Source organism: Pseudomonas sp. TE4620, assembly GCF_056279045.1.
The window spans coordinates 739,046-751,134 of sequence record NZ_JBWBQO010000001.1; the positions used below are offsets into that span (position 1 = coordinate 739,046).

Genomic DNA, 12,089 nt, shown 5'->3' on the forward strand with positions numbered 1-12,089 from the left:
GCCCCATGTTCAGAAGTTACCTGCGCTTGCTGTTGTTTACCTGCGGTTTGCTGGTCGGGCTGCAGGTGCCGGGCTATATCGTCGATTACAGCCAGCGGGTCGAGGCGCACCTGCTTGAATCGCGCGAAGGCCTCAAGGGTTTTGAAGACACCGCCAAGCGCTTCTTCAACGGCGACCTGCAGGCCTTGGTGCGCCATTACCGCAGCAGCGACGACCCGGTGTTCACCAGCGATGCCAACAGCATCGAGAGCCTGTTGATCCGCAATCGCCAGTTCGAGCAGGAATGGCAGATCGTGCAGGGCCCGTGGCTGGCGAAAACCTGGCATGTGCTGGTTACCGCCAACCCGCAACTGCGCGAAGAAACCCTCAACGCTTACCGCTACCAGATTCTGCTTAACCCCGAGGCCCTGGCCTGGGGCCTGAGCTGCGCGCTGCTGCTGGCGCTGGTGGTCGAAAGCCTGCTGCTGTTGCTCGGCTGGGTGGCCCTCGGCGGGCGGCGCAAGGCGGTGCAGGAGAGCTGGCGCTAAACCAGCACGATGCGCTGCGGCCCGGCATCGCGGGCGTAGCGCTCCAGCACGTTGCGGCACAGTTGCACCACCTCGTCGACCAGCTCGACGCCGGTCTGCCAGGCCACCACCAGCTCCAGGCTCGGTGGCTGCCGGGCCAGCGGCAGCAGGATCAGCTCGCCACGGGCCAGTTCCTCGCTGACCAGCGCCGGTGGCAGGGCGCCAATACCAAAACCATCACGCAACAGCCGGGTGATCGCCGCCACCGAGTTCACGCAGTTCAGCCGTGGCGCGCCGACCCCTTCGGCCTGCAGCAGGCTGAGCACTTCCTGGTGCGGCCGGGAATTTTTCGAAAAGGTCACGATGCGCTCGCGGGCCAGGTCCGCCAGCGAGGCGTAGTCGCGGTTGTAGATTGACTGGCTGGCGACGATCCAGCCCATGGGGTAGCGCGCCAGGTCCAGGCTGCGGATGCTTTCCTGGCGCAACAGGTCGGTTTGCAGGATTACATCGAGAAAGCCTTTTTGCAGTTGTTCGCGCAAGTTAAGCGCCGTATCGGCGATCAACTCGATTTCCACCTGCGGGTAGCGCTCCATCAACTCCGCCACCAGCGGGCTCATCCAGGTGTGGATTACCGTGTCCATCACGCCGATGCGAATGCGCCCGACCTTGGCCCGGTCGCTGTCCAGCGATTGCTTGAGGGCCTTGGCGGTGTCGAGCATCTGTTCGGCGTACTCGAGCACCTTGCTGCCTTCCGGGGTCAGGCTCACGCCGCGTGAGTCGCGCAGCAGCAACCTGACCCCGAGATCGGCCTCAAGCGCGGCGATGCGGCTGGAGATCGAGGCCTGGGTGGTGAAGAGTTTTTCGGCGGTCAGGCGAAAACTCTTGAGGCGGGCGACCCAGACGAAGGTTTCGAGGAATTTGAGGTTCATGGCGCGCTCACTGATCAAGTTTTTCTTATGCCAGACAGCTGGTTTTTCTCGTTGGACGACAACCTGCGGGCGTCGAAAAATGATCCTCAAGCCGCGACACATGTTGTCGTCGTTAAAACAATACCAACAAGCTGAGGCAACCATGAACCCATCGGGCGTGCAGCAACAGGTCAAAGCCAGGTCAGTGGCGGGGCCATTCGACTGGTACCGCAACATCAACAAGCAGGAACGCCGGACCTTCTGGAGCTGCAAGATCGGCTACGGCCTCGATGGCATGGACACGCAGATGCTCAGCTTCGTCATCCCCACCCTGATCGCCCTGTGGGGCATCAGCACCGCCGAAGCCGGGTTGATTCACACCAGCACCCTGATCGCCTCGGCCTTGGGCGGCTGGATCGCCGGTATCCTTTCCGACCGCATCGGCCGCGTGCGCACCCTGCAGTTGACGGTGCTGTGGTTCGCCTTCTTCACCTTTCTTTGCGGCTTTGCCCAGAACTACGAACAGTTGTTGATCGCCCGCACCCTGATGGGCTTCGGCTTTGGTGGCGAATGGACCGCCGGCGCCGTGCTGATCGGCGAAGTGATCCGCGCCCAGGACCGTGGCAAGGCAGTGGGCATGGTGCAGTCTGGCTGGGCCATCGGCTGGGGCCTGACGGCGATCCTGTATGCCGTGCTGTTTTCGCTGTTGCCGCCGGAAGATGCCTGGCGCGCACTGTTTTTGCTGGGCATTGTGCCAGCGGTGTTCGTGATTTTCGTTCGCCGCCTGGTCAAGGACCCGGAGATCTACCAGCAGGCCAAGGCCGCGGAAAAGACCGCAGCGCCGTCGCATTTTTATGAAATCTTCGCCCCGGGCATGCTCTTCACCACGATCCGCGCCTCGCTGCTGACCACCGGCGCCCTGGGCGGCTACTACGCCATCACCTCGTGGCTGCCGACCTTCCTCAAGAACGAGCGCGGCTTGAGCGTACTGGGTACCGGCGGCTACCTGGCGATGGTGATCTTCGGCTCCTACATCGGCTATGTGATCAGCGCCTACCTCACCGACCTGCTGGGCCGGAAAAAGAACTTCATCCTCTTCGCCGTCGGTTCGTTCATCATTGTCCTGCTCTACACCCAGATGCCGGTCAGCGACGGCGTCATGCTCTGGCTGGGCTTCCCCCTGGGCTTCTTCGCCTCGGGGATCTTCAGCGGCATGGGCGCGTTTCTCACCGAACTCTTCCCCACCCGCATCCGCGGCTCGGGCCAGGGCTTTTGCTACAACATCGGCCGCGCGCTGGCGGCGTTCTTCCCGCTGCTGATCGGCTTGCTGAGCCAGAAGATTCCCCTGGGCCTGGGCATCGGCGGATTTGCCGCAGTGTCCTACGGAGTGGTAATTCTGGCAGCCTTGAGCCTGCCGGAAACCCGCGGCAAACAATTAGAAGCCCATTAAGGCCGAGCCTGAAGGAGTGTCACACGTGAGCCGCCTGTTATTGAATTGCGATATGGGTGAAAGTTTTGGCAGCTGGACCATGGGCCTGGATGCCCAGGTCATGCCTTATGTTGATTGCGCCAACATTGCCTGCGGTTTTCATGCCGGCGACCCCGGGATCATGCGCAAGACCGTGGCCCTGGCCCTGGCCGTGGCCAGCCAGGTGCGCATCGGCGCCCATCCGGCCTACCCGGACCTGGCCGGCTTCGGCCGCCGCTCCATGGCCTGTAGCGCCGAAGAGATTCGCGACCTGCTGCATTACCAGATCGGCGCCCTGGACGGCATTTGCCGTACCCAGGGTACCCGGGTTGCCTACGTCAAACCCCACGGCGCGCTGTACAACGACATGATGGCCGAGCCGCTCAAGCTGCGTGCCGTCCTCGAAGCCGTGGCCGCCTATGACCGGCAGTTGCCGCTGATGCTGATGGCCACCGCCGACAACAGCGCGGCCCAGGCCTTGGGCGATGAGTACGGTGTAACCCTATGGTTCGAAGCCTTTGCCGACCGCGCCTACGACGCCGGCGGCCACTTGCTGTCGCGGCGCTTGCCGGGGGCGGTGCACCATGATCCGGCGATGATTGTCGAGCAGGCCCTGCGCCTGGCCCGCGGCGAGGCGCTGAGCGCCAGCGATGGCAGCGCGTTGCTGCTGCAGGCCGATACCCTGTGCGTGCATGGCGACAACGACAGCTCGATCGCCGCCGTGCGGCAGATTCGCCAGGCCCTCGATGCCCAGGCGGTGCCATGAACTACCGTATTGAAGTAGTGGCCATCGATAGCCTGATGGTGCGCCTGTTCGACCAGATCGATGAAGGCAACATGCCCTGGCTGCTTGCCGCCAGCCAGCGCCTGCGCAGCGCCTTTGCCGGGCGCCTGGTCGACCTGGTGCCGTCCTATACCACGCTGATGGTGCAGTTCGACCTGCTCCAGTTGTCGCCGGCCGAGGCCCAGGCCTGTATTCGGCAAGCGCTCACCGACTTGCAGCCGGACCCTGGCAGCGCAGGCCGCCAGCACGAGATTCCGGTGTGGTATGACCCAAGTGTCGGCCCGGAGCTGCAACTGCTGGCCGAGCGTTGCAACACATCGGTGGCCGACATCATTCGCCGCCACAGCGAGCGTGAGTACCAGGTGTTCGCCCTGGGCTTTGCCCCCGGCTTCGCCTTCATGGGCCTGGTCGAACAAGCCCTGGCCGCGCCGCGCCTGGCCACCCCGCGCAAACGCGTGGCGGCCGGCAGCGTGGGCATTGCCGAGCGCCAGACCGCCGCTTATCCAGCGGTTTCTCCCGGCGGCTGGAACCTGATCGGGCGCACCCCGAGCAAGCTTTTTGACCGTCAACGCGAGGGCTACAGCCTGTTGCAGCCGGGTGACCGGGTGCGCTTCGTGGCGGTTGAGCGCGCCACCTTCATCAACCTGGGCGGCGACGATACCCCGCTGGAGGCACAGGCATGAGCCGCTTGTCGATCGAGGCCAGCACGCCGCTGTGCCTGCTGCAGGATGCCGGGCGCTTTGGTGTGCGCCACCTGGGCGTGACCCAGGGCGGGGCGCTGGACTGGGTGTCGATGCGCTGGGCCAACTGGCTGCTGGGCAACGCGCCCGAGGCCGCGGTGGTCGAGGTCACCCTCGGTGGTTTCAGCCTGATTGCCGAGCAGGACTGTTGCCTGGCCCTGGCCGGCGCCGACCTCGACGCACGCCTCGATGGCCAGCCGCTCAAGCCCTGGCGCAGCTTCAGCATGGGCAAGGGCCAGCGCTTGCGCCTGAATGCGCCGCTGCATGGCGCCCGTGCCTACATCGCCGCGCCGGGCGGCTTCAAGGCGCCGCAGGTACTGGGCAGTTGTGCCAGCGTGGTACGTGAAGCGCTCGGCGGGCTGGATGGTTTGGGCTCGCCGCTGGCCAAGGGGCAAGCGCTGGAATACGCCGGTGTGGCAGCGGCGCTCAAAGAAGTGCCGGAAGCGTTATGGCCGGACTTTACCGACAGGTTGCCGCTTGATCTGTTGCTCGGCGCGCAGATCGGCGATTTTAGCGGCACAAGCCTGTTTGAAGCGTTCAACCGCGACTGGACCCTCGACAGCCGCGCTGATCGCATGGGCATGCGCTTGCTCGGGCCGGTGTTGCACTACCAGGGGCCGGCGATGATTTCCGAGGGGATTGCGTTGGGCGCGGTGCAGGTGCCGCCGGATGGCCAGCCGATCGTGCTGCTCAATGATCGTCAGACCATTGGTGGTTATCCACGCTTGGGCGCGTTGACGCCGTTGGCCCTGGCGAGGATGGCGCAGATGCTGCCGGGGAGGGTGGTGCGCTTTCGGCCGGTGGTGCAGGAGATGGCGTGGCTTGAGCAGCGGGCGTTTCTTGAAAGGTTTGTTGGCTGAGCGGGCCTCATCGCGGGTCAAGCCCGCTCCTACAGGGGGTAGGAGCGGGCTTGACCCGCGATGCTCTACTTGGACAAAAACCGCATGCCTTCTTCCAGCCCGCGCAAAGTCAGCGGGAACATCCGGTCTTCGACCAGCTCGCGCACGATGTTGGTCGAGGCGGTGTAGCCCCAGGTGTCCTTCGGGTAGGGGTTGATCCAGATGAGCTTCTTGTACTTCTCCATGAAGCGCTGCATCCACACGTAGCCGGCTTCCTCGTTCCAGTGCTCGACGCTGCCACCGGGCTGGGTGATCTCGTAGGGCGCCATGGCCGCGTCACCGACGAACACCACCTTGTAGTCGGCGCCGTACTTGTGCAGCAAATCCAGGGTCGAGGTGCGCTCGGAGGTACGGCGCAGGTTGTTCTTCCACACCGACTCGTAGACGAAGTTGTGGAAGTAGTAGTACTCCAGGTGCTTGAACTCGGTCTTGCAGGCCGAGAACAGTTCTTCGCAGATCTTCACGTGGGCGTCCATTGAGCCGCCGATGTCGAACAGCAGCAGCAACTTGACGCTGTTGCGCCGCTCCGGGCGCATCTGGATGTTGAGCAGGCCGGCATCGCGGGCGGTGTGGTCGATGGTGCCGTCGATGTCCAGCTCTTCGGCCGCGCCCTGGCGGGCGAACTTGCGCAGCCGGCGCAGGGCCAGCTTGATGTTGCGCGTGCCCAGTTCGACCTGGTCGTCGAGGTTCTTGTACTCGCGCTGGTCCCAGACCTTGACCGCCTTGCCCTGGCGCTTGCCGGCATCGCCGACGCGGATGCCCTCGGGGTTGAAACCGCCCGAGCCGAACGGGCTGGTGCCGCCGGTGCCGATCCATTTGTTGCCGCCGGCATGGCGTTCCTTTTGCTCTTCGAGGCGCTTCTTGAACTCTTCGATGAGCTTGTCGAGGCCGCCCAGGGACTGGATCTGCGCGCGTTCCTCGTCGCTCAGCGAGCGTTCGAACTCCTTGCGCAGCCAGTCTTCGGGAATCAAGGCTTCCAGGTGCTGGTTGAGGTTCTCAAGGCCCTTGAAATAGGCCGAGAACGCCCGGTCGAACTTGTCGAAATGACGCTCGTCCTTGACCAGGATGGCCCGCGACAAGTAGTAGAACTCGTCCATGTCGGCAAAGGTCACGCGCTGCTTGAGGGCATTGAGCAAATCAAGCAGCTCGCGCACCGACACCGGCACCTTGGCCGCGCGCATTTCATTGAACAGATTGAGCAGCATGGCTATTGCTCCCGGCTCAGCGGTTACCGCGACGGCTCATGAAGGCCAGGCGTTCGAGCAACTGCACGTCCTGTTCGTTCTTGACCAGGGCCCCGGCCAGCGGCGGGATGGCCTTGGTCGGATCACGTTCGCGCAGCACCGCTTCGCCGATGTTGTCGGCCATCAGCAGCTTGAGCCAGTCGACCAGCTCGGAGGTCGACGGTTTTTTCTTCAGGCCCGGCACTTTGCGCACGTCGAAGAACACGTCCAGCGCTTCGCTGACCAGGTCCTTCTTGATGTTCGGGTAGTGCACATCGACGATCTGCTGCAGGGTGCTGCGGTCAGGGAAGGCAATGTAGTGGAAGAAGCAGCGGCGCAAGAAGGCGTCGGGCAGTTCCTTTTCGTTGTTCGAGGTAATGATGATGATCGGGCGCTGCTTGGCCTTGATCGTCTCGTCGGTCTCGTAAACGTAGAACTCCATTTTGTCGAGTTCCTGCAACAGGTCGTTGGGGAACTCGATGTCGGCCTTGTCGATTTCGTCGATCAGCAGAATGACCCGCTCTTCGGACTCGAAGGCCTCCCAGAGCTTGCCTTTCTTCAGGTAGTTGCGCACGTCGTGGACCTTGTCGACGCCCAGTTGCGAGTCACGCAGGCGGCTGACCGCGTCGTACTCGTAGAGGCCCTGGTGGGCCTTGGTGGTCGACTTGATGTGCCAGGTGATCAGCTTGGCGCCAAAGGATTCGGCCAGCTGTTCGGCGAGCATGGTCTTGCCGGTGCCCGGCTCGCCCTTGACCAGCAGCGGTCGCTCCAGGGTGATTGCCGCGTTGACCGCCAGTTTCAGGTCGTCTGTAGCGACATAAGCGCTGGTGCCTTCGAACTTCATGAACCGATCCTCTAACGTAGCGCCGGGGGTACTTGGCCCCTGGCGGAAAAATTGTCATGCACGACTATAACGCGGGCTCCGGGCGAGTGGGAACGCAGACGGCCCATTCAGTCTCTGAATGGACCGTCACTCGGTGACTCAGTCAGCCTTGGGCGGCGTTTGCTCATAACGGGCGTTGAAGGCCTGGACAAAGCCGTTGCGCAATATCTGCAAAAACGCCTCGAAGGCACTGATATCGCTTTTATGCACGCTGCCGCTGAGTTCCACGCGGGTGGCGAACTGGTTCTTGCCCTGGTTCTTCAGCACGGTTTCGCTGCCGCCGACCAGTGCTTCCCAGATCGAGCGGAAAAAGCCCTTGTCCTGGTTCTGAACGTCCTGCTGCCAGTTGAACACATCGACATCACGCAGCAGCGGTTTGATGTAGCCGGTGAGCCGGCCGTTTTGCGCTTGCGCCTCGATCACCAGGTCGCCGTGGCCGGCATTGAAGTCGAACTTGCCATAGGCGCTGGCGAAGTCATTGAGCCGGCGCAGCTCGATACCGGTGGCGCGCAGGCGGAACTTGAAGTCGTCGAAGTCGCTGAACGGGTCGAAGGTGGCGCTGCTTTCGACACTGGCATCGCCCAGCAGCCGGGCCTTGGCGTCGAACGTGGCATCGCGGCGGCCCTTGCGGTCCTCGACGTTGGTCAGGTTGCGGATGCTGGCATCGAGTTGGGTGGCCTTGAGGTTGACCGGCGGCCTGGAGTTGAAGTTGCGAAAACTCAAGGTGCCGTCTTCGATGCGCACTTCGTTGAGGGTGATCGGCAGCAGTTTTTCCAGCTGCTGGCGCCAGTCGGTGCCCTGGCCGGTCTGTGAACTCTGCTTGCTGGCGCCGTCGACGAAGTTCAACTGTGGCTTGAGGAAGGTTACCTCGGCGACCACCGCCTGGTCGTGCCACAGCGAATGCCAGCTGACCGAGAGGTCGATCAATGGCGCTTCAAGCAGGGGCACCGGCACCTTGCCACTGGTCTTGACGATGTTCAGGCCGTTGATCTTATAGGCGCCGCGCCACAACGCCAGGTCGACATCGGTGACCTGGCCGCGGTAGTCGCCCATGTCGGCCAGCTTGTCGTTGAGGTAGTTGCGCACCAGCAGCGGCAGGGTCAAGTGCAAGGCCAATAGTAACAATGTGATACCCAGCAGCCCCCACAAGGGCCAGCGATAGCGGCGTTTCATCGGCGGCGGTTCCCGGCAAGGTAGTGATCGGTTGACCCCTGTCAGCCTCAGGGGTTCGCCGGTTGTGGACGCACTGGCGCTGCAGGCTTACCCTTGAAGTTTTCCGCCCGGTGCATAAAAGGACCCCCGCCATGAGCCGTATCTTTGCTGACAACGCGCATTCCATCGGCAATACGCCGCTGGTGCAGATCAACCGCATCGCCCCCCGCGGCGTCACCGTGCTGGCCAAGATCGAGGGGCGCAACCCCGGTTATTCGGTCAAGTGCCGGATCGGCGCGAACATGATCTGGGACGCCGAAAGCAGCGGCAAACTCAAGCCGGGCATGACCATCGTCGAGCCGACCTCGGGCAACACCGGCATCGGCCTGGCCTTTGTCGCTGCCGCCCGTGGCTACAAGTTGCTGCTGACCATGCCGGCGTCGATGAGCATCGAACGGCGCAAGGTGCTCAAGGCCCTGGGCGCCGAGCTTGTGCTCACCGAGCCTGCCAAGGGCATGAAAGGCGCGATCGAAAAGGCCAGCGAAATTGTCGCCAGCGACCCGTCGGCGTACTTTTTGCCCGGCCAGTTCGAGAACCCGGCCAACCCGGCGATCCATGAAAAGACCACCGGCCCGGAGATCTGGAACGACACCGATGGCGCGGTCGATGTGCTGGTGGCGGGCGTCGGCACCGGCGGCACCATTACCGGGGTGTCGCGCTACATCAAGCAGACCCAGGGCAAGGCCATTCTGTCGGTGGCGGTCGAGCCGCTCGGCTCGCCGGTGATCACCCAGGCCCGTGCCGGTGAAGAGATCAAGCCCAGCCCGCACAAGATCCAGGGCATTGGCGCCGGTTTCGTGCCGAAGAACCTTGACCTGTCGATGGTCGACCAGGTCGAGCTGGTCAGCGACGAGGAGTCCAAGGCCATGGCCCTGCGCCTGATGCAGGAGGAGGGCATCCTCTGCGGGATTTCCTCCGGGGCGGCCATGGCCGCAGCGGTGCGCCTGGCGGAAAAACCGGAAATGCAGGGCAAGACCATCGTCGTGATCCTGCCGGACTCGGGCGAGCGCTACCTGTCGAGCATGCTGTTTGCCGACCTGTTCACCGAGCAGGAAAACCAGCAGTAAGTCGCCGCGGCGCTGATCCCGGGCAATAACCGGCGCCGCTGTTTGTTGCACAATCCTTAACACTGAATCCCGGCCCTGCAGGTTTTCAGCAGGGCTGGATCGGTTAATATGTTCGATTAATCCGGCAGCGATGGCCTGATCGAAATTCCAAGGAGTGTTGCATGACCTTTTCCTTTGTCGCCAAGGCAGGTGTACTGCTGCTGTTCTTCGGCAGCACACTGTATGTGCACCTGCGCGGCAAGGCGCGTTTGCCAATGTTGCGCCAGTTCGTCAACCATTCGGCGCTGTTCGCCCCTTATAACGCCCTGATGTACCTGTTTTCCGGTGTGCCGTCCAAGCCGTACCTGGACCGCAGCCGTTTCCCCGAGCTCGACGTGCTCAAGGACAACTGGGAAGTGATCCGCGAAGAGGCCATGCACCTGTTCGACGAGGGTTACATCCGCGCCGCCGAGAAAGACAATGACGCCGGCTTCGGTTCGTTCTTCAAGAAGGGCTGGAAGCGTTTTTACCTGAAGTGGTACGACAAGCCGCTGCCTTCGGCCGAGACGTTGTGCCCGAAGACCGTCGCGCTGGTCAACAGCATCCCCAACGTCAAAGGTGCGATGTTCGCCCTGCTGCCTGGTGGCAGCCACCTGAACCCGCACCGCGACCCGTTCGCCGGTTCCCTGCGCTATCACCTGGGCCTGTCGACGCCCAACTCCGACGACTGCCGGATCTACGTCGATGGCCAGGTGTACGCCTGGCGCGACGGTGAAGACGTGATGTTCGACGAGACCTACGTGCACTGGGTCAAGAACGAAACCGAGACCACCCGGGTGATCCTCTTCTGCGACGTCGAGCGCCCGCTCAACAGCCCGCTGATGACCCGCATCAACCGCAAGGTCAGTGCCTTCCTCGGCCGCGCCACCGCGCCGCAGAACACCGACGACGAGCGCGTGGGCGGGATCAACCAGGCCTATGCCTGGAGCAAGCGCTTCAGCAATGTCATCAGCAGCCGCGTGAAGCAGTTCAAGCGTGCCAATCCCAAGGCCTACCGGGTGTTGCGTCCGGTGCTGGCGGTGGTGGTTGCCTACCTGTTGTATCGCTGGTTGTTCTGAAACAGCATCGCGGGGCAAGTCGGGTCGCCGCACCGCCGCTCCCACCGGTGGGAGCGGCGGTGCGGCGACCCGACTTGCCCCGCGATAAACTCACCGCTATAGTCAGACCCACTTCACCCTCACCGAAGACCTGCTCATGCCAGCTTCCTGCCCAGCCACCGTATTCGCTACCGCGCCTGACGCGGTTGTCGTTGTGCGCGCGAGCCAGCAGCCGGCCATGATCAGTCACTACCCACCACCTGTCAGTAGCGTGGTCGTGTGCATCGTTGCACCGCCAGCGGTGGTAGTGCTGGGCTAAGCGGCCAATCGCTGCGTTCCCACACACCTGCACCCTACTGAATACGGTTGGCTGCCCCTCGCGGGTAGCGCCGTTCGGCTTATCTGCCCGAATTACAGGTGGCATTCATGTCTGTTCTATCGAAACAATCTATGGTCTCGGCGGCCACTACCAGCCTGTTCGTCCTGCTCTGGAGTAGCGGGGCGATCGTCTCCAAGCTCGGCCTGGCCCACGCCAGCCCGTTTGCCTTCCTGCTGCTGCGTTCGGCCCTGGCCCTGGCCGGCCTGCTGTTGCTCAGCCCGTTGCTCAAACTGCACTGGCCGCGCAGCCGCCCGGCGCTGCTGCAAGCCCTGGCCACCGGTTGCGTGCTGCTCGGCGCCTACCAGATCTTCTACCTGCTGGCGCTCAACACCCACGTTACCCCCGGGGTCATGGCCACGGTCATGGGCGTGCAACCGATCCTCACCGTGGTGCTGATGGAGCGCCAGCGCTCCTGGAGCCGGTTGTTCGGCCTGGGCCTGGGCTTGAGCGGCTTGATCATGGTGGTTTACCAGGGCATCAACCTCGGTGGCGTGTCGCTGGCCGGGATGCTGTTTGCCTTGCTGGCGCTGATGAGCATGACCTGCGGTTCGATCATGCAAAAGCGCATCACCAGCAACCCCATGGGCACCCTGCCGTTGCAGTACATTGCCGGGCTGATGATGTGCGCGGTGTTTGCGCCGTTCCAGCCGCTGCACGTGGAACTGACCGACAGTTTCATCGGCGCGTTATTGTGGATGGGCCTGGTGGTGTCGCTGCTGGCGACCTTGCTGCTGTACCGGCTGATCGCCAAGGGCAACCTGGTCAATGTCACCAGCCTTTTCTACCTGGTGCCCGCAGTGACGGCGGTCATGGACTACCTGATCTTCGGCAACCGCCTGGCGGCGCTCAGCCTGTTGGGCATGGGGCTGATCGTCATCGGCCTGCTGTTCGTGTTCCGCAAGCCCGCAGCCACGCAGGCGCAACTGCAGGCTGACTGACCGTAC

At 63.2% G+C, this 12,089-nt stretch carries 13 protein-coding genes; 9 read left to right on the top strand and 4 right to left on the bottom strand.

What is annotated here, in order from left to right:
• Positions 1–5: 5 nt before the first annotated feature.
• Positions 6–527, top strand: coding sequence for a DUF2937 family protein (locus ACZ9A3_RS03525; protein WP_093386196.1), 522 nt, complete (start codon positions 6–8; stop codon positions 525–527).
• Here the strand turns inward: ACZ9A3_RS03525 and ACZ9A3_RS03530 are convergent.
• Positions 524–1,435 (bottom strand): LysR family transcriptional regulator, encoded by a 912-nt coding sequence (locus ACZ9A3_RS03530; RefSeq protein WP_045193472.1) that lies wholly within the window; start codon positions 1,433–1,435, stop codon positions 524–526. The two genes, ACZ9A3_RS03525 and ACZ9A3_RS03530, sit on opposite strands and share 4 nt — an antisense overlap.
• 142 nt (positions 1,436–1,577) lie before the next feature.
• Between ACZ9A3_RS03530 and ACZ9A3_RS03535 the strand changes: the two genes are divergently transcribed.
• Genes ACZ9A3_RS03535 through ACZ9A3_RS03550 form a run of 4 tightly spaced genes read left to right on the top strand, consistent with a single transcriptional unit; the run spans position 1,578 to position 5,266 of the window.
• A complete protein-coding gene (locus tag ACZ9A3_RS03535; protein ID WP_045193471.1) occupies positions 1,578–2,864 on the top strand; it encodes an MFS transporter in 1,287 nt (428 codons plus the stop codon).
• A 25-nt stretch (positions 2,865–2,889) separates the two neighbouring features.
• Positions 2,890–3,648, top strand: a complete 759-nt coding sequence (locus tag ACZ9A3_RS03540) for a 5-oxoprolinase subunit PxpA (RefSeq protein WP_476252147.1) — start codon at positions 2,890–2,892, stop codon at positions 3,646–3,648.
• Entirely contained in the window at positions 3,645–4,349 is a 705-nt protein-coding gene (pxpB, locus tag ACZ9A3_RS03545) for a 5-oxoprolinase subunit PxpB (protein WP_093386187.1), read from the top strand. The genes ACZ9A3_RS03540 and pxpB overlap by 4 nt, the downstream gene beginning before the upstream one ends.
• The gene (locus tag ACZ9A3_RS03550) at positions 4,346–5,266 is read left to right on the top strand and encodes a 5-oxoprolinase subunit C family protein (protein ID WP_093386183.1); all 921 of its coding nucleotides are present in this window, start codon (positions 4,346–4,348) and stop codon (positions 5,264–5,266) included. The genes pxpB and ACZ9A3_RS03550 overlap by 4 nt, the downstream gene beginning before the upstream one ends.
• Before the next feature lie 65 nt (positions 5,267–5,331).
• Here the strand turns inward: ACZ9A3_RS03550 and ACZ9A3_RS03555 are convergent, their stop codons facing one another.
• The 3 genes from ACZ9A3_RS03555 to ACZ9A3_RS03565 form a co-directional block, all read right to left on the bottom strand.
• Positions 5,332–6,510, bottom strand: a complete 1,179-nt coding sequence (locus ACZ9A3_RS03555) for a vWA domain-containing protein (protein ID WP_045193466.1) — start codon at positions 6,508–6,510, stop codon at positions 5,332–5,334.
• A gap of 16 nt (positions 6,511–6,526) precedes the next feature.
• A complete protein-coding gene (locus ACZ9A3_RS03560; RefSeq protein WP_093386178.1) occupies positions 6,527–7,372 on the bottom strand; it encodes an AAA family ATPase in 846 nt (281 codons plus the stop codon).
• A gap of 138 nt (positions 7,373–7,510) precedes the next feature.
• Positions 7,511–8,584 (bottom strand): DUF748 domain-containing protein, encoded by a 1,074-nt coding sequence (locus tag ACZ9A3_RS03565; protein WP_213602132.1) that lies wholly within the window; start codon positions 8,582–8,584, stop codon positions 7,511–7,513.
• A 131-nt stretch (positions 8,585–8,715) separates the two neighbouring features.
• On the opposite strand from ACZ9A3_RS03565, the gene cysK reads away from it, so the two are divergent.
• The 4 genes from cysK to ACZ9A3_RS03585 all read left to right on the top strand — a co-directional run bounded on the left by cysK (position 8,716) and on the right by ACZ9A3_RS03585 (position 12,083).
• Positions 8,716–9,690 (top strand): cysteine synthase A, encoded by a 975-nt coding sequence (gene cysK / locus ACZ9A3_RS03570; RefSeq protein ID WP_045193464.1) that lies wholly within the window; start codon positions 8,716–8,718, stop codon positions 9,688–9,690.
• A gap of 161 nt (positions 9,691–9,851) precedes the next feature.
• Positions 9,852–10,787, top strand: a complete 936-nt coding sequence (locus tag ACZ9A3_RS03575; RefSeq protein WP_093386168.1) for an aspartyl/asparaginyl beta-hydroxylase domain-containing protein — start codon at positions 9,852–9,854, stop codon at positions 10,785–10,787.
• A 136-nt stretch (positions 10,788–10,923) separates the two neighbouring features.
• Entirely contained in the window at positions 10,924–11,085 is a 162-nt protein-coding gene (locus ACZ9A3_RS03580) for a hypothetical protein (RefSeq protein WP_176794290.1), read from the top strand.
• A gap of 107 nt (positions 11,086–11,192) precedes the next feature.
• The gene (locus tag ACZ9A3_RS03585; RefSeq protein WP_258596934.1) at positions 11,193–12,083 is read left to right on the top strand and encodes a DMT family transporter; all 891 of its coding nucleotides are present in this window, start codon (positions 11,193–11,195) and stop codon (positions 12,081–12,083) included.
• Positions 12,084–12,089 lie beyond the last annotated feature (6 nt).